The organism is Tardiphaga alba, assembly GCF_018279705.1.
Classification (GTDB): Bacteria; Pseudomonadota; Alphaproteobacteria; order Rhizobiales; family Xanthobacteraceae; genus Tardiphaga; species Tardiphaga alba.
Window position 1 is genome coordinate 3,042,784 of record NZ_CP036498.1, and the last position, 16,228, is coordinate 3,059,011.

A 16,228-nucleotide genomic window follows, 5' to 3' on the forward strand; every position below is an offset into this window, starting at 1 on the left:
GCGTCCGGTCCGTCGCTCAATAAGAACTCTTCCGACAGGTCTAATCTTTATGGTCGCACCCCTCAAAGTGGGTATCGCGGGTCTCGGCACCGTTGGTGCCGAAGTCGTCCGTCTCATCGAAGCGCAGCAATCCATCCTCTCGGCGCGCTGTGGCCGTGGCATCAAGGTTGTGGCGGTTACTGCCCGCAACAAGTCCAAGAAGCGCGGGATTGACCTGCGCGGCATCGACTGGATGAAGGACCCGCTGGCGGTCGCGACCCATCCCGAGGTCGATTGCTTCGTCGAACTGATGGGCGGTGCAGGCGATCCCGCTTTGTCGTCGATCTCCGCGGCGCTCGCTGCCGGCAAGTCTGTCGTCACCGCGAACAAGGCGCTGGTGGCCAAGCATGGCGTCAAGCTAGCAACTTTGGCCGAGAAGCATGGCGGCGCGCTGAATTATGAAGCCGCGGTCGCCGGCGCGGTCCCGGTGATCAAGACCATCCGCGAGGGCCTGTCGGGCACCTCGATCAATCGGGTCTATGGCATTCTCAACGGCACCTGCAATTACATCCTGACCCGGATGGAGCAGGAGGGGTTGTCTTTCGCGGAATGCCTCAAGGACGCGCAACGCCTCGGCTATGCCGAAGCCGAACCGTCGTTCGACGTGGATGGCTACGACACCGCACAGAAGCTTGCGATCCTCGCCAGCCTCGCATTCGGCACCAAGGTCAATGAGAGCGCAGTGTCGGTGGAAGGCATCTCAACGATCGCCGCCGAAGACCTTCGCGCGGCCGCCGATCTTGGCTACCGCATCAAGCTGCTTGGCGTTGCCATGCGCACCAAGACGGGCATCGAACAGCGTGTGCATCCGACCATGGTGCCGCTGACCTCGTCGATCGCGCAGGTGATGGGCGTGACCAATGCCGTCACCATCGACGGCGCCGGCATTGCGCCGATCACGCTGGTTGGTCCCGGGGCAGGTGGTGCGGCCACCGCATCCGCCGTGCTCGCCGATGTCGCCGACGTCGCCCGTAACGTCCGTGCGCTGCCATTCGCGCAACCGGTCGCCAAACTCAAGACCACCACCAAGGCGCCGATGGAGCGGCACGAAGGCGGCTATTACATCCGCCTGATGGCGCGTGATCTCGCCGGCACCGCAGCGCGCATCGCCACGCGCCTGGCCGAGCAGAAGATCTCGCTCGAATCCATCGTGCAGAAGCATCCGAATGGCGGTCTCGAGCCCATCGACGGCACCAAGAAATCGTCACCCGTGCCGGTTATCCTGATCACCTACGCGACTTCTGAGGACGCCATGCGCCGCGCGCTGCAGGCGGTGCAGAAGGACAAGGTGATCTCGGGCAAGCCGCAGGTGATCCGGATCGAAAAGAACTGAACGGCCGCGTAAGCGTTATCGGGGTCAGATGACCCCGGGGCCGCAAGGCCCTCGCTAAATTGAAGGGGCGGCAACGCCCCGAAGAATTGAAGGAGCCAATCGATGTCCACCATTATTTCCGTCCCGCCGCAGCAGTTGCTGGAGCGCATTCTGACACTGGAAATCGTGCGCGTGACCGAGCGTGCGGCGGTGTCGGCAGCGCGCCTGCGCGGCCATGGCAAGGAAAAGGCAGCCGACCAGGCTGCTGTGGACGCGATGCGCCGCGAACTCAATAAGCTGCCCATCGAAGGCACCATCGTGATCGGCGAGGGCGAGCGCGACGAAGCGCCGATGCTGTTCATCGGCGAGAAGGTCGGCATCAATGCCGGCCCGAAGGTGGACATTGCGGTCGATCCGCTCGAAGGCACCACGCTTTGCGCCAAGGACATGCCGGGCTCGATCGCGACGCTCGCCATGGCCGATGGCGGCACGCTGCTGCATGCGCCGGACGTCTATATGGAAAAGCTGGCGATCGGCCCTGGCTACGACAAGAACCTGCTCGATCTCGATGCGCCGCCGGCCGAGAACATCCAGCGTCTTGCCAAGGCCAAAGGCGTGCCGGTGTCGGAGATCACGGCGCTGGTGCTGGAGCGTCCGCGCCATGAAGCGCTGATCAACGCGATCCGCGCCACCGGCGCCTCGCTCCGCCTGATCCCGGATGGCGACGTCGCTGGCGTCATCCACACTACCGATCCCGACAAGTCAGGCGTCGATATCTATATGGGCACCGGCGGCGCGCCTGAAGGCGTGCTCGCGGCCGTGGCGCTGCGCTGCACCGGCGGCCAGATGCTGACCCGCCTGATTCTCGACACCGACGAGAAGCGCGAGCGCTCGCGCAAGATGGGCGTCACCGATCCGAAGATGATTTATCGCATCGAGGACATGGCCAAGGGCGACTGCCTGTTCGCGGCCACTGGCGTTACCGATGGCGCGCTGCTGTCGGGCGTCAAATTCCGCGGCAATGTGATCGAGACCGAGACCATCGTGATGCGCTCGGTGACCGGCACCGTCCGCGTCATCAAGGGCGAACATCGCCAGCTCGAAAAATTCCACCTCGATTGAGCAAGGCGCAAATGCCCAAAGCCCAAAATGTTGAAATCCGCCCGGTCGGCCCCGATGAACGGGCCGCCTGGGAGCCGCTGTGGCAGGGCTACCTGACCTTCTACAAGGCGACGCTGCCGCAGGTTGCCACCGACACCGCGTGGAAGCGCTTTCACGATGCCAATGAGCAGATGTTTCTGCTCGGCGCTTACGTGGACGGCAAGCTCACGGGCATCGTCCAGTTCCTGTATCACCGCTCGTCCTGGACGCCGGGTGACTACTGCTATCTGCAAGACCTGTTCGTCGACAACAGCGCCCGCGGTCTCGGCCTCGGCCGTGCGCTGATCGAGGCGGTCTATGCGAAAGCCAAGGCCGACGGCTGCAGCCGCGTGCACTGGCTGACCCAGAATGAGAACGCACAGGCGCGGATTCTGTATGATCAGGTCGCGGACAATTCCGGCTTCATGCAGTATCGGAAGATATTCTGAATTGTAGCCCGGATGGAGCGAAGCGTAATCCGGGTACAGCAGAGCTAATTGAAACGCCGGTTCCCGGATTGCGCTTCGCTCCATCCGGGCTACGAAGAAATCAAAAAACAAAACACGGGAGCGAGACCATGAGCGACACCTCCGCCGTCAAAGCCCTGATCTTCGATGTGTTCGGCACCGTCGTCGACTGGCGCACCAGCCTCATCAACGACCTCACTGCCTGGAGCGCGCCCCGGGGTATCAAGGCCGACTGGACAGCGCTCGTCGATGCCTGGCGGCAGGCTTACGTACCTTCGATGGATAGCGTGCGCCATCACCCCGAGCGTGGCTTCCTCAAGCTCGACAAACTGCATCGCCACTCGCTGGAAGCGCTCGTCGAGAAGTTCGGCATCAAGGGCCTGACCGACGACGATCTGCATCATCTCACCCTCGGCTGGCACCGCCTGCATCCGTGGAAGGACTCGGTGCCGGGCCTCACCCGCCTGAAGACGAAATTCGTCATCAGCCCGCTGTCCAACGGCAATGTGGCGCTGCTCACCAATATGGCGAAGTTCGGCGGCCTGCCATGGGACCTCATCATGAGCGCCGAGCTGTTCAAGCATTACAAGCCCGATCCCGAAAGCTATCTCGGTGCCTGCGAATTGCTCAGCCTCAAGCCGCATGAAGTGATGATGGTCGCCGCCCACAACAACGACCTCGACGCCGCGCAAAAGTGTGGCCTCAAGACCAGCTTCGTCCCCCGCATCACCGAATACGGCCCGCACCAGAGCCGCGACTTCAAGGCCGACGGCGACTGGGACGTAGTGGCGGAAGATTTTGAGGACATGGCGAAGCGGCTGGGGTGCTAAGACGCCGATGGCGAACCGGTAGAGACCTTGATCTCTCGCTGAGGTTGCTTATTATACCTTATTGGTTGTGTCAGGCGAATTTGCGACGATGGCTGATGGGGGCGGAGAGGTGCTCGATCCCATGGAATTCCGCGTCAAACGACTTGAGGATGACATGTCGGAATTGAAAACCGATGTGAAAGCAATTCGCAGCGATATGAATTCGTTGCGTACTGACATGAGCTACATCCGCGGTCGCTTGGATGCGATGCCAACGACGATCCAGCTCCTCGGCTTTCTGGTCGCGATCTTCGTCGCCTCCGGCCTGACCCGCTATTTCGGGCACTGACACCCGCCCATTTGCCATCCGCGCCCATCATGCTTATCTGCGCGCATGTCTCCGACCACCGACATCCCCGAACTCATCCATCCCGCCTTCCTCGGCGTGACCCAATCCGCCACCGGCCGCATCTGGCGCGACCGGGTGGACGAGCGCGGGGCGGCGCGGGCGCTGGCCATGGTGCAGCGGTTCAAGCTGCCGGAGATGCTCGCGCGGGTCATCGCCGGGCGCGGCATCCCGATCGATGCCGTCGAGGATTTCCTTGATCCCACCATCCGCAAGCTGATGCCGGACCCGTTCACCATCACCCAGATGGAAGCCGCCGCGAAGCGCATCGCCGATGCCGCGGTGCGCAGGGAGCAGGTCGCGATCTTCGGCGACTATGACGTGGACGGCGCGACATCCTCTGCGCTGCTCGCTTGGCACCTGCGCCATTGCGGCCTCGATCCCGCGATCCACATTCCCGACCGCATCTTCGAGGGCTATGGCCCCAATGCCGATGCGATCCGCGCGCTGGCCGGGAAGGGCAATACGCTGCTCGTCACCGTCGATTGCGGCACCACGTCGTTCGAGCCGCTGGCCGAGGCGAAGAAGCTCGGCATGTCCGTGGTGGTCATCGATCACCATCAGGCCAATGAGGAACTGCCCGACGTCGAGGCTGTCGTGAACCCCAATCGCCTCGACGACATTTCCGGTCTTGGCCATCTCGCCGCCGTCGGCCTCGTGCTGATCACGCTGGTCGCCGTCAATCGCGAGCTGCGCGCACGCGGTTTCTGGAAGCCGGAAATGCCCGAGCCGAACCTGCTCGACATGCTGCATCACGTGGCGCTCGGCACCGTTGCCGACGTGGCACCGCTGATCGGCCTCAACCGCGCCTTCGTTGCCAAAGGCCTGATCGCGTTGCGTCGGCGCGATCATGTCGGCCATGTCGCGCTGATGGATGTGGCGCGGCTCAACGGGCCGCCGGAAGCCTGGCATCTCGGCTTCATGTTGGGCCCGCGCATCAATGCCGGTGGCCGCATCGGCCGTGCCGATCTCGGTGTTCGGCTGTTGCTTGAAGGCGACGTCTCCGAGGCCGCGAAGATCGCCGCCGAACTCGATCGCCTCAACATGGAGCGTCGCGTCATCGAACAGGCGGCGGAGGCGCAGGCGGAAGCCGAGGCGCTGGCTGCGCTCGGCCTCGAGGACAAGGGCAGCGTCATCGTCACCGCGAGCGAAGGCTGGCATCCCGGCGTCGTCGGTCTCGTCGCATCACGGCTGAAAGAGAAGTTCGCACGACCGTCTTTTGCCATCGCGCTGGAGCCCGGCGGTATCGGTACCGGCTCCGGCCGTTCGATCTCCGGCGTCGACCTCGGCAAGGCGGTACGTCAGGCCGTGGCGGACGGCCTGCTGATGAAGGGCGGCGGTCACGCCATGGCTGCTGGCGTCACATTGAAGAAGGAGAAGCTCGGCGAATTTCGCGCTTTCCTTGAAGAGCGCCTCGCGCCGGATGTCGCGAAGTCACGCAACGAGAAAGAGCTGTTCATCGACGGCGCCGTCACTGCGCGCGGCGTCACTGTCGATCTCGTCAACACGCTCAACCGCGCGGGCCCATTTGGCCAAGCCAATCCGGAGCCTGTCATCGCGTTGCCCGCGCATCAGCTCGCTTATGTGGATGAAGTCGGCCAGGCGCATCTGCGGCTGCGTCTCAAGGCGGCCGATGGCGCCATGGTCAATGGCATCGCGTTCCGCTCCATCGGCCAGAAACTCGGCAATGCCTTGCAGGAATATCGCGGGCAGCAGGTGCATGTAGCCGGTTCGCTCACCGTCGATCGCTGGCAGGGACAGGAGCGGGTGCAGATGCGCGTCATCGACGTGGCGCTGCCGTCGAGCGAGCCGCGAATGATCAGGTGATTTCGCAGGATGGGTATCTTCGCGTTCGCCCCATCCGACCTAAGACACGATAAGAGGGAGACACCATGGGGAGCACGGTTTTCGACTCGGTGCTGTTTCGCGACATGTTCGGTACCGCGGAGATGCGCGAGATCTTTTCCGACGAGGCGCTGGTAGGCCGCTATATCGAAGCCGAGGTCGCTCTCGCCCGCGCCCAGGCACGTCTCGGTGTGGTACCGAAGGATGCTGCTGTCGCCATCGAAGCCGCCGGAAAATCGATCAAGATCGATTACGACAAGCTCCGCCACGAGACCGAGATCGTCGGCTATCCCATCCTGCCGCTGGTGCATCAGCTCTCCGCCGCCGCAGGCGAGGCCGGCCGTTTCGTCCATTGGGGCGCCACCACCCAGGACATCATGGACACTGCCAATGTCCTGCAGATCCGCGCCGCACTGAAGATCGTCGCACGCGATCTCCGCGAGGTCCGTGGCATCCTCCAGGCGATGGCGAAAAAGTATCGCGACACGCCGATGGCCGGGCGGACCCATCTGCAGCAGGCGCTGCCGGTGACTTTCGGCTACAAGGCCGCGGTCTGGCTGTCGTCCATCGACCGCCATATCGAGCGCGTCGATCAGGCGCTGCCGCGCATCTTGCTCGGTGAATTCTCCGGCGCTGCCGGCACGCTGGCCTCGGTGGGCGAGGGTGGCCTCGAAATGCAGAAACTGTTCTGCGAGGAACTCGGCCTGCATCAGCCGTCGATCACGTGGCACGTCGCGCGCGACGGCATTGCCGAAGCGGTGACGCTGCTCGGTCTCATCACCGGCACCCTCGGCAAGATCGCCACCGACGTGATGCTGCTGTCGTCGTCCGAATTCGGCGAAGTGGCGGAGCCGTTCGTGCCGGGCCGCGGCGCGTCCTCGACCATGCCGCAGAAGCGCAATGCGATTTCGAGCGAGCTGATGCTCGCTGCCGCCAAGGCTGTGCGCCAGCACGTCGCCACCATGCTCGACGGCATGATCCATGATCTCGAACGCGCCACCGGCCCCTGGCATGTGGAATGGGCCTCGCTGCCGGAGAGCTTCCTGCTCACCGCCGCGTCGCTGGCCAATGCAAAGTTCATGCTCGGCGGTCTCGTGGTTCATGAGAAGCGGATGCTGGACAATCTCGATCTCACCCACGGGCTCATTGTGGCGGAAGCCGTGATGATGGCGGCTGCGCCCAAGCTCGGTCGCCAGCATGCGCATGACGTCGTCTATGACGCCTGCCGCAAGGCCATCGATGGCGGCGGCAGGCTTGCCGATATTCTCACCGAGGTACCGGAGATCGTCGAAGCGCTCGGCGGCAAAGACGAAATCCGCAAGCATTGCGATCCCGCGAATTATCTCGGCCTGTGCGGCCCGATGGTCGATCGCGTGCTGAGCCTGAGCAAATAGTTCGATATCGTTTGATCGGTTGAGCGCAGCGAAAATTCATGCTGCTCGTCGTCTGCGCTCAATCCATTCTACGGCAGCGTCAGCCGCCTTGCCGCAGCCGCGCCAACACCTTCAGGCCGCCATAGCCATCCGCAGGCAGCAGTCCTGCTTTGGTCTGGAAATTTCGCACTGCCTGCATCGTGTCATTGCCGACGCGCCCATCAGTGCCGCCGGTGTCGAAGCCCGCGCGTGTCAATCGCGTCTGCAATTCCTGCACTTCAGCGAGCGTGAGGATGCGCTCCGAGCCGGGGAACGGCTGGATGAAAGGCGGCGCGCCGAGAATGCGGTCGCCGAGATGGCAGATCGCCAGCGCGTAATTCATCGACGGATTGTAGCTGCGCACGGCGTAAAAACCCTGGCCGAGCAGGAAGCTGGGTCCGCCCGCCGCCGGCGTCCAGAGTTTTGCCGTTGCATTTGGTTGCGGAAAGGCCTGCCCATCCGCACGCGTCACGCCGGCTGCAGTCCATGATGCGTAACTGCGCTTGGCATCCGACGAAGCGGCACCGTCAGCGCGCACCTCATAACCCCAATGCTCGCCGCGCGGATATTTTCCGCGGTTGACGAGGAAGCGCGCGCTGGAGCCGAGCGCGTCATCGGGCTTGCCGAAGGGCGAGACGCGACCGTCCTTGTCGTAGTCGATGCCGACATTGAGCCAGACTTCGGGCATCCATTGCGTATGCCCCATGGCGCCGGCCCAGGAGCCGCGCATCTCGTCCGGCGTGCTCCAGCCGTTCTGCACCACGCGTAGCGCGTTGATCAGTTCGGTTTCCCAGTAAGCGCGGCGGCGCGGCTCGTTCCAGGCGAGCGCCGAGAGCTGCGGAAACACCGGGCGCATGTGATTGGTCTGCACCAAGGGATCGCCATAGGCGGACTCGACGCCCCACAGCGCCAGCAGCGTGCCGCGCTCGACGCCAAAATCACGCTCGATGCGATCGAACAGCCCGCTGTTCTTGCGGAGCGCGTCCTTGCCGGCGGTGATGCGCCAGTCGGAGGCGCGACGGTTCACATATTGCCAGACCTGTTCGTGAAACTCGGGCTGCTTCTTCATCTTCTGGAACACGGACATGTCCGGCTCCAGGCGGCCCATCACGCGGTCATAAGTGGCCGCGGAAATGCCTTTGGCCGATGCCTTGGCGCGAAATCCGTCGCGCCAGGCATCGAAGCCCGCGGGCGCGGAGAGCGCTGCGCCGGGCAGCGTAAGCGTTGCCGCGGCGCCGAGACCGGACTGCAGCACTGCACGGCGGGTGAGGCGGAGATCGATCTGATTCATCCCGTCAGTCTAGCGCGGGATGGCCGGGTGCGGCAGGGCAAAGCTGTCGCAGCAACGTGCTCCGCCGGCGCAAAACAAAAGCCCCGGACGCGGTGAGCGTCCGGGGCTTGATGTCAGTTCGACCGCCGAAGGATCAGTCCTTGGCGCGCTCGACGTAGGAACCATCTTCGGTCAGCACGACGATGCGCGTGCCGGTGCCGACATGCGGGGGAACCGCGGAGCGGATGCCGTTGGACAGGATCGCCGGCTTGTAGGAGGACGAGGCGGTCTGGCCCTTGGTGACCGGCTCGGTCTCGACGACTTCGAGCGTCACGCGCTGCGGCAGCACGATGGCGACTGGCACCATGTCGTGCAGCGAGAGCTTCACGACCATGTTTTCCTGCAGATACGGGGCGGAGGTGCCGATCACGTCCGGCGGAACCTGGACTTGGTCGTAGGTCTCCTGGTTCATGAAATGGTAGCCGTCGGCGTCCTGATAGAGGTAGGAGAAGTTCTGGTCCTCGATGGTCGCCTTTTCCACCTGGTCGGTGGTCTTGTAGCGCTCCGAAATCTTCACGCCGTCGCTGATTCGGCGCATTTCGATCTGCGAGACCGGGGTGCCCTTGCCGGGATGGATGTTTTCGGCGGACAGAACCACATAGAGCTTGCCGTCTTGCTCGATGACGTTGCCCTTGCGAATAGAACTGGCGATGACTCTCACAGTGAATTTTCCTGAATTTGTCGGCCGAGGCCGGATGGGGCACGATTGCTGCCACGCGGCCTGCGAAGCGATTTCGGGCTGCAACATACTGATTTGCGGTCGGAATGCCAGCGCCTTGCAACCGAAAAAGGGGCCGTTTTGACCCCCGAAACCACCCCGATTTCACCCTGGTGGAGCCCAAACCGCCACAATGACCGCCGCGGCTTCCTCACCGCGCGTGGGCAAATAACGCGCGCCGTCAGGGCCTGGTTCGACGCTAACGGCTTCACCGAGGTGGAAACCGGGGCGCTGGTGGTGTCGCCGGGCAATGAGACCCATCTGCACGCGCCGCGATCGGATTTGACCGGCCATGACGGCGAAAAACGCGAGCGGTACCTGCGGACGTCGCCGGAATTCGCCTGCAAGAAGCTGTTGGCGGCCGGCGAAACGCGCATTTTCGAGCTGGCGCGGGTTTTTCGGGATCGCGAACGCGGGGATCGGCATCTGCCGGAATTCACCATGCTGGAATGGTACCGGGCGAATGAAGACTACGAGGCGGTCATCCGGGATACGGTTGCTATCATCCAGCTGGCTGCCGAGACGGCGGGGACGCGGGAGTTCAGCTTCCGCGGCCAGAAAGCTGATGCAAGTTTGCCACCGGAATTCCTGACCGTTTTTGATGCTTTCGAGCGCTTTGCCGGCGTCGATCTCGCCGCAACCGTGCGGCAGCACGAGGGAGACAGAGCAGCACTCGCCGCGGCAGCACAAGGCTGCGTCCGCGTCGCCGATGACGACACCTGGTCGGACATTTTCAGTAAGATCCTGGTCGAGCATGTGGAGCCGCATCTCGGGCAGGGGCGGATGACCGTGCTTTACGAATATCCGACACCGGAAGCGGCGCTGGCGCGGACCAAGGCGGCCAATCCTGATGTCGCCGAGCGCTTTGAAGTTTATGCTTGCGGTGTCGAACTGGCGAACGGGTTTGGCGAACTCACCGATGCCGATGAACAGCGCCGTCGCTTTTTTGAATCGATGGACGAGAAACAGCGGCGCTATGGCGAGCGCTATCCCATCGATGAGGAGTTTCTCGCAGCGGTCGCTTTGATGCCGCCGGCTTCCGGTGTTGCGCTTGGTTTCGATCGGCTCGTGATGCTGGCCGCCGGTGCAACGAGGATCGATCAAGTCGTGTGGACACCGCCGGCATGAACGGGCCCGTGAAAATTTCAACCACGCTGCGGCGGGCGAGCGAGCTCGTGGCCGAAGGCCTCGCGCCGGAGCAGGCGCTGGCGGAGCTTGAACGCGTCGCTGCGCGTTATGCCGTGGCGGTGACGCCGGCTGTCGCTGAGCTCATCGATAGCAGCGATCCCGATGATCCGATCGCGCGGCAATACATTCCCGATGCGCGCGAGCTGAATGCGCAGGCCAATGAGCGCGACGATCCGATCGGCGATCACACGCACGCACCCGTCGATGGCATCGTGCATCGCTACCCCGATCGCGTGCTGTTCAAGCTCGTCCATGTCTGCGCGGTTTATTGCCGGTTCTGCTTTCGCCGCGAGATGGTGGGGCCGGGCAAGGAGACGGCGCTGTCGCGCGAGGCTTACACAAAGGCGCTCGACTATATCTGCGGCCACGATGAGATCTGGGAAGTGATCCTCACCGGTGGCGATCCGCTGATGTTGTCGCCGCGCCGCCTGGCCGAAATCATGAATGATCTCGCCGCCATCGATCATGTGAAGATCATCCGCCTGCATACGCGCGTGCCGGTCGCAGATCCCGCACGCGTCAGCGATGAAATGGTGGCGGCCTTGCGCGTACAGGGCGCATCGACCTGGGTGGCGTTGCATGCCAATCATCCGCGCGAGTTTTCTGAGGCGGCGCGGGCCGCCTGTGCACGCATGATCGACAGCGGCATCCCCATGGTCAGCCAGTCCGTGCTGTTGCGCGGCGTCAATGACGATGCGGTGACGCTCACTGCACTCATGCGCAGCTTCGTCGAGAACCGCATCAAACCCTATTACCTGCACCACGGCGATCTCGCGCCCGGGACTGCGCATCTGCGCACCACCATTGCGGAGGGACAGGCCCTGATGCAGGCACTGCGCGGCAATGTGTCGGGCCTCTGCCAGCCCGATTACGTGCTCGATATTCCCGGCGGTTACGGCAAGGCGCCGATCGGTCCCGAATATTTATCTCAAAACGCACCGACCAATGCCAAGGCAGGCGATGCCACGCCACAGGAATCAAGCTATCGTGTGATGGACTACTGCGGTGACGTGCATATTTATCCTCCGAAGTCGTAACGTTCGGCTTCGGCGCGCTATCGGTGTCGGAGACATAAAATGAAGACATTGTTCGTGATGACGGCCGGCCTGATGGTGATCGGGCATTCACTCGCCTTGGCGCAGGAATCCCAGCGTAATCTGCCGCCGAAGGCATTGCGCGCGCAGCCGACCACGCAATCTTCCAGCGGCAATGTGCCGGATGCGCCGATTGGCCATCGACAGCCGCGGCCGGCGGATCTACCGCCGGAAACCGGCAAGAACAATCCCGATCGCATTGATGCGCAGGACCGCGAGCTCGATCGTATGATCAAGAATATCTGCAAGGGTTGCTGAGCGAAGACATGTAGGGCGGGCAAAGGCGCGATTATGCCGTGCCCACCTTCAAGTGCTCCGCTCGTGAAGGTGGGCACGCTACGCTTTGCCCACCCTACAGCTCACGCCTTGTTGCGCGCCGCCAATGCCATGCCGATCAGCGACGAGCCACCGATCAGAAGGTTGATGCCGACCAGCACGCCAATGGCCCATGCCGCGGAGCCCGGCAGGCCTGAGATGATGAAGAAAGCGATCAGGATGTCCATGAGGCCTGAGATCGCCAGCCAGCTCCAGCGCTCCGACAACTCCTTGCGGTGCTGCAACGCATACATGATCGTCGCGACGCCTTCGGCCAGGAAATAGATTCCGACGACGACGGTCAGGGTCAGCGTGCTCTCAGCCGGCCGCGTGAGCAGCACGATCCCCGCTGCAATGCCAAGCACCGCCGATATCAAAGACCAGACGAAGCCCGGTACCTGACGCGCCCACAATGTCATCAGCAGCGCGGCGAGTCCTGCCAGCAGGAACATCCAGCCGAGCATCACGGTGACGGCGATGCTGGCGATCGGCGGCACGATCATCGCGGCGAGACCCAGAACCACCAGCACGATGCCTTCGATGAGGAAGGCTTTCCAATGGGCGCGAACGGCTTCGCTCATCTTCGATTGCAGTTCAGCGAAATCGGGAGGCATGGTCATGGGCAATTCCTGATCGGCCCGACGGGGCACTGTCGCCTGACTATAGCCGCAACCGGGCCGCGGCGCGAAATATCCGCGACCATCGTCAAGTACTTTAGATGAATTGTCGAAGCTTATTGCTGAATTGGAATCGCCGGCGCCGCGGTCCGCATGCGGTTGCGGCCGAGGAAATAGGCGGCGCTGGTCAGCACCAGCAGCACGCCACCGATGACGATGGATGTTACACCGAGCGGCACCAGCACCATAGTCACTGTGCGCTCGGGATTGCTGTACCAATGCCGCAGCGATGAAATCAGGAACGCTGTGCCCGCAAAGCCCGCCGCGCCGCCCGCAAAAGTCAGCGCCCACATGCTGCGCAATTGCGCGAGCCGTTCGCGCGATACGTCCGTATGAGGCGCGTGATGAGCGCCGATGCGGCGCACCAGCCGGGCGGCAAGGGCGATGGTCCCGAACCCAAACAACATGCCGGCGCCTTCCAGCGCGCGACGGCCGAGCCCCACGATTTCGGGATGTTGTTGCAAGGTGAGCAGCGGCAGGTCGTAGCAGGCATGCAATGTGACGGGCGCCAGCACGATCAACAGAGGCGTGCGAATGAAAGCAAAACTGTCGCGGCGATGCGCGCCGAGTGCGCGGCCCGAGCGGGCGATCGCGATATAGGCGCCGGCAATGACGCCGAGGGCGCCGTGAAACGGCACCGTCAGCACGCTGCGCAGGACGGCCAGCGTACGCCACATCTCGGGATAGCTGAGCAGATAGACGAGATTTTCATATGCCGCGAAGCCGAGGCCGGCGGCGGCGCCATAGACAACATTGTCCATGGGATCGGCGGTGCGGGCACGCTGGGTCGAGACCGCGACGATCACCAAGATCTTCACGATCTCCTCGGGCGCGGCGATCCCGAACACCGCATGCAGCACCATGGTCCAGGTCGGGTCATCGGTGAGGCCGGGGATGGCGGCGAACAGCGCACGGGCATAGCCGAGCAGCGAGATGCTGGCCGCACCGAGCAAAAAGGCCGCCCAGACCAGTCCCGGGGGCCCGGGCCGTTCGTCCGCGGCAATGATCAGCCACAGCACCAGCAAGGCTGGCGCCACGGCTGCAATGCCAATCACGGTCGGGAGCGATTCGAGGGCGTCCATGGAGAGTTAAGTATAGGGCCGCCGTGCGGGCGGGAAGGGCCGTGCGGTCGCACCCGTCAGTTGTCGTGGCCCGGCTTGACCGGCCACTCCAGCAAACATGGAGGCTGCGGAGTGTGCTGGATCACCCGCTTCCGCGGCTGATGACAAGAGAGAACGGGGAGGGAACCAAATGCCGCCCGGCCGATTGGACCTGAAACCACCGCAAGACGGGGATCCGACCATGGCCGATGACGCACCGACGCCGCCCTTCATCTATGAGGGCGTTGCGCTCGTACCGGAGGAAAAATCCACCTTGTCCGAAGTGGTCGATACCGTGAAAGACGCTGCGCACCGCGTCAGCGACACATTCGAAGCCGGCAAGAAGCCCGGCATGCCGCTGAGCATCCTTGCCAATGTGGCCCGCGAAGCGCCGCTGGGATCGCTGCTGGTGGCCTTTCTGCTGGGCGTGGCGGTGGCACGGCGGCGCTAGTTTCTTCACCGGGCGTCCCGAGGGGACGATCCCTCGCCAATAGCCGCGAGGTCTGCTTTCTGACACGCTCGACGGTCGGCACCGTGTCGCCTGCGTGATATCCGGTGGGACATAGCGGATAGGCATGCCGCCCGAACACGTGTAACGAATCCAGGCAAGGCCCGTATCTCCGATGTGGGCTTTGAAAGGATTCTGGCATGCTTCTCGTCGCCATTGCCTATCTCGGCGGTGTACTCACTATCGTGAGCCCCTGCATCCTGCCGGTGCTGCCTTTCGTGTTCGCGCGCTCAGATCAGCCGTTCGCCCGAAGCGGCTTGCCTTTGCTGATCGGCATGGCTGCGACTTTTTCGCTGGTGGCGACGCTGGCGGCCGTCGGCGGCGGCTGGGCAGTGCAGGCCAATCAATATGGGCGCATCGCCGCTATGGTCGTCCTCGCGGTGTTCGGCCTGGTGCTGCTGTTGCCCAGCCTTGCCGACAGGCTGACCCAGCCATTGGTGGCGCTGGGTGGCCGGCTTTCCAACTCGGCTTCAGGTGATGGCTCGGGCCGAACTTTTACCCAATCGCTGCTGCTAGGTGTCGCCACCGGCCTGCTATGGGCGCCGTGTGCGGGCCCTATCCTCGGTCTGGTGCTGACGGGTGCCGCGCTGCAAGGCGCCAATGTTCAGACCTCGCTGCTGCTGCTGGCCTATGCGTTGGGGGCGGCGACATCGCTGGCGCTCGCGTTGGTCATTGGCGGGCGCGTGTTCGCGGCCATGAAGCGCGGGCTGGGAGCAGGGGAATGGATCCGCCGTGCACTTGGTGCAGCGGTCCTGTGCGGCGTGGCAGCCATCGCGCTCGGCCTCGATATTGGCTTTCTCACACGCGTCTCGACGGCCAGCACGGTCGCCATCGAGCAGAAGCTGATCAATGCGGTTCGCCCGCAGCCGGCGAAAGAGGCGTCCACGGGTGATCTCGCCGTCGAGGGCGAGTTGCCGCCGCTCACCGGCGCCGTCGAATGGCTGAACTCGCCGGAGCTCACCCGGGAGAGCCTGCGCGGCAAGGTCGTGCTGGTGGATTTCTGGACCTATTCCTGCATCAACTGCCTGCGTGCGCTGCCTTATGTGAAAGCCTGGGCGGAGAAATACAGGGACAAGGGGCTGGTGGTGATTGGCGTTCACGCGCCGGAATTCGCCTTCGAGAAGAACATCGACAATGTGAAGCGCGCGATGAAGGATATGCAGATTTCCTATCCCGTGGCCATCGACAACAGTTTTGCGATCTGGCGCGCCTTCTCCAACGAATACTGGCCGGCGCATTATTTCATCGATGCGCAGGGCCGTATCCGCCACCATCATTTTGGCGAAGGCGAGTACGAAAATTCCGAACGCGTGATCCAGAAGCTGTTGGCCGAAGCGGGCACACGCGATGTGCCATCCGGCTTCGTCACCGCTGATGGTCGCGGCGCACAGGCGGCTCCGGGGAATGATGTCGAGTCGCACGAGACTTATCTTGGCTACAATCGCGGCCAGAACTTCGCGTCGCCCGAGGATGTCGCGAATGATCGCGCGCAGGATTACTCATCGATCCCCGAACTTGGCCTCAACGATTGGACGCTCAGCGGCAACTGGACGATCGAAAACGAGCGTTCCGTCGCCAATGCTGCGCAGACGCGCATCACCTACAAGTTCAAGGCGCGCGACGTGCATCTCGTGCTCGGCTCAGCCGACAGCAAGCCGGTGCGTTTCCGCGTCACCATCGATGGCAAGCCGCCCGGCAACGATCGCGGCGGAGACATCGATGCCGAAGGCAATGGCACGATTACGAGCGAGCGGCTCTATCAATTGATCCGGAACAGTGGTCCAGTCGCCGAGCATCAATTCGAGATCGAATTTCTCGATCCCGGCGCCCAGGCCTTTGCATTCACGTTCGGATGAATGTGAGCATCG

At 63.3% G+C, this 16,228-nt stretch carries 16 protein-coding genes; 12 read left to right on the top strand and 4 right to left on the bottom strand.

Annotation, left to right across the window (positions count from 1 at the left end; genetic code table 11):
- Positions 1-49: 49 nt before the first annotated feature.
- The 7 genes from RPMA_RS14440 to RPMA_RS14470 all read left to right on the top strand — a co-directional run bounded on the left by RPMA_RS14440 (position 50) and on the right by RPMA_RS14470 (position 7,412).
- Positions 50-1,372, top strand: coding sequence for a homoserine dehydrogenase (locus tag RPMA_RS14440; protein ID WP_211907936.1), 1,323 nt, complete (start codon positions 50-52; stop codon positions 1,370-1,372).
- Positions 1,373-1,474: 102 nt separating this feature from the next.
- Positions 1,475-2,473, top strand: coding sequence for a class II fructose-bisphosphatase (gene glpX / locus RPMA_RS14445; protein WP_211907938.1), 999 nt, complete (start codon positions 1,475-1,477; stop codon positions 2,471-2,473).
- A gap of 11 nt (positions 2,474-2,484) precedes the next feature.
- Positions 2,485-2,940, top strand: a complete 456-nt coding sequence (locus RPMA_RS14450) for a GNAT family N-acetyltransferase (RefSeq protein ID WP_211907940.1) — start codon at positions 2,485-2,487, stop codon at positions 2,938-2,940.
- Between the two features lie 128 nt (positions 2,941-3,068).
- Entirely contained in the window at positions 3,069-3,788 is a 720-nt protein-coding gene (locus RPMA_RS14455; protein WP_211907942.1) for a haloacid dehalogenase type II, read from the top strand.
- 88 nt (positions 3,789-3,876) lie between these two features.
- On the top strand, positions 3,877-4,116 hold the full coding sequence (locus RPMA_RS14460) for a hypothetical protein (RefSeq protein WP_211907944.1): 240 nt from the start codon (positions 3,877-3,879) through the stop codon (positions 4,114-4,116).
- Positions 4,117-4,161: 45 nt separating this feature from the next.
- On the top strand, positions 4,162-6,000 hold the full coding sequence (gene recJ, locus RPMA_RS14465) for a single-stranded-DNA-specific exonuclease RecJ (protein ID WP_211907945.1): 1,839 nt from the start codon (positions 4,162-4,164) through the stop codon (positions 5,998-6,000).
- A gap of 65 nt (positions 6,001-6,065) precedes the next feature.
- Complete coding sequence (locus tag RPMA_RS14470) at positions 6,066-7,412, top strand: class-II fumarase/aspartase family protein (RefSeq protein ID WP_211907947.1); 1,347 nt, start codon at positions 6,066-6,068, stop codon at positions 7,410-7,412.
- 79 nt (positions 7,413-7,491) lie between these two features.
- Here the strand turns inward: RPMA_RS14470 and RPMA_RS14475 are convergent, their stop codons facing one another.
- Positions 7,492-8,721: a lytic murein transglycosylase gene (locus RPMA_RS14475; protein ID WP_211907949.1), complete on the bottom strand. Its 1,230-nt coding sequence runs from the start codon at positions 8,719-8,721 to the stop codon at positions 7,492-7,494.
- A gap of 133 nt (positions 8,722-8,854) precedes the next feature.
- On the bottom strand, positions 8,855-9,421 hold the full coding sequence (gene efp / locus RPMA_RS14480) for an elongation factor P (RefSeq protein ID WP_211907950.1): 567 nt from the start codon (positions 9,419-9,421) through the stop codon (positions 8,855-8,857).
- A gap of 138 nt (positions 9,422-9,559) precedes the next feature.
- On the opposite strand from efp, the gene epmA reads away from it, so the two are divergent.
- The 3 genes from epmA to RPMA_RS14495 are packed head-to-tail and all read left to right on the top strand — an operon-like array spanning position 9,560 to position 12,018.
- Positions 9,560-10,606 carry an EF-P lysine aminoacylase EpmA gene (epmA, locus tag RPMA_RS14485; RefSeq protein WP_211913665.1) on the top strand — a complete coding sequence of 349 codons (1,047 nt, stop codon included), beginning with the start codon at positions 9,560-9,562 and terminating at the stop codon, positions 10,604-10,606.
- An 8-nt stretch (positions 10,607-10,614) separates the two neighbouring features.
- Positions 10,615-11,703, top strand: coding sequence for a lysine-2,3-aminomutase-like protein (locus tag RPMA_RS14490; protein WP_249225185.1), 1,089 nt, complete (start codon positions 10,615-10,617; stop codon positions 11,701-11,703).
- Positions 11,704-11,742: 39 nt separating this feature from the next.
- Positions 11,743-12,018: a hypothetical protein gene (locus tag RPMA_RS14495; protein ID WP_211907954.1), complete on the top strand. Its 276-nt coding sequence runs from the start codon at positions 11,743-11,745 to the stop codon at positions 12,016-12,018.
- Positions 12,019-12,119: 101 nt separating this feature from the next.
- Here the strand turns inward: RPMA_RS14495 and RPMA_RS14500 are convergent, their stop codons facing one another.
- Both RPMA_RS14500 and RPMA_RS14505 read right to left on the bottom strand, forming a co-directional pair.
- Positions 12,120-12,695, bottom strand: coding sequence for an HdeD family acid-resistance protein (locus RPMA_RS14500; RefSeq protein ID WP_211907956.1), 576 nt, complete (start codon positions 12,693-12,695; stop codon positions 12,120-12,122).
- Between the two features lie 113 nt (positions 12,696-12,808).
- Positions 12,809-13,834 carry a PrsW family glutamic-type intramembrane protease gene (locus RPMA_RS14505; RefSeq protein ID WP_211907958.1) on the bottom strand — a complete coding sequence of 342 codons (1,026 nt, stop codon included), beginning with the start codon at positions 13,832-13,834 and terminating at the stop codon, positions 12,809-12,811.
- Positions 13,835-14,054: 220 nt separating this feature from the next.
- Here RPMA_RS14505 and RPMA_RS14510 point away from each other — a divergent pair, with 220 nt between their 5' ends.
- Together RPMA_RS14510 and RPMA_RS14515 are read left to right on the top strand one after the other, a co-directional pair.
- Complete coding sequence (locus tag RPMA_RS14510) at positions 14,055-14,303, top strand: hypothetical protein (protein ID WP_211907960.1); 249 nt, start codon at positions 14,055-14,057, stop codon at positions 14,301-14,303.
- A 197-nt stretch (positions 14,304-14,500) separates the two neighbouring features.
- Positions 14,501-16,216 carry a cytochrome c biogenesis protein DipZ gene (locus RPMA_RS14515; protein WP_211907962.1) on the top strand — a complete coding sequence of 572 codons (1,716 nt, stop codon included), beginning with the start codon at positions 14,501-14,503 and terminating at the stop codon, positions 16,214-16,216.
- Positions 16,217-16,228: the final 12 nt, after the last annotated feature.

Coding starts and splice junctions, on each gene's coding strand:
- RPMA_RS14475 (WP_211907949.1), bottom strand. CDS start 8,721: ATGAATCAGATCGATCTCCGCCTCACCCGCCGTGCAGTGCTGCAGTCC.
- RPMA_RS14505 (WP_211907958.1), bottom strand. CDS start 13,834: ATGGACGCCCTCGAATCGCTCCCGACCGTGATTGGCATTGCAGCCGTG.
- RPMA_RS14455 (WP_211907942.1), top strand. CDS start 3,069: ATGAGCGACACCTCCGCCGTCAAAGCCCTGATCTTCGATGTGTTCGGC.
- RPMA_RS14500 (WP_211907956.1), bottom strand. CDS start 12,695: ATGACCATGCCTCCCGATTTCGCTGAACTGCAATCGAAGATGAGCGAA.
- RPMA_RS14470 (WP_211907947.1), top strand. CDS start 6,066: ATGGGGAGCACGGTTTTCGACTCGGTGCTGTTTCGCGACATGTTCGGT.
- RPMA_RS14440 (WP_211907936.1), top strand. CDS start 50: ATGGTCGCACCCCTCAAAGTGGGTATCGCGGGTCTCGGCACCGTTGGT.
- recJ (WP_211907945.1), top strand. CDS start 4,162: ATGTCTCCGACCACCGACATCCCCGAACTCATCCATCCCGCCTTCCTC.
- RPMA_RS14460 (WP_211907944.1), top strand. CDS start 3,877: ATGGCTGATGGGGGCGGAGAGGTGCTCGATCCCATGGAATTCCGCGTC.
- RPMA_RS14495 (WP_211907954.1), top strand. CDS start 11,743: ATGAAGACATTGTTCGTGATGACGGCCGGCCTGATGGTGATCGGGCAT.
- RPMA_RS14510 (WP_211907960.1), top strand. CDS start 14,055: ATGGCCGATGACGCACCGACGCCGCCCTTCATCTATGAGGGCGTTGCG.
- RPMA_RS14515 (WP_211907962.1), top strand. CDS start 14,501: ATGCTTCTCGTCGCCATTGCCTATCTCGGCGGTGTACTCACTATCGTG.
- glpX (WP_211907938.1), top strand. CDS start 1,475: ATGTCCACCATTATTTCCGTCCCGCCGCAGCAGTTGCTGGAGCGCATT.
- RPMA_RS14450 (WP_211907940.1), top strand. CDS start 2,485: ATGCCCAAAGCCCAAAATGTTGAAATCCGCCCGGTCGGCCCCGATGAA.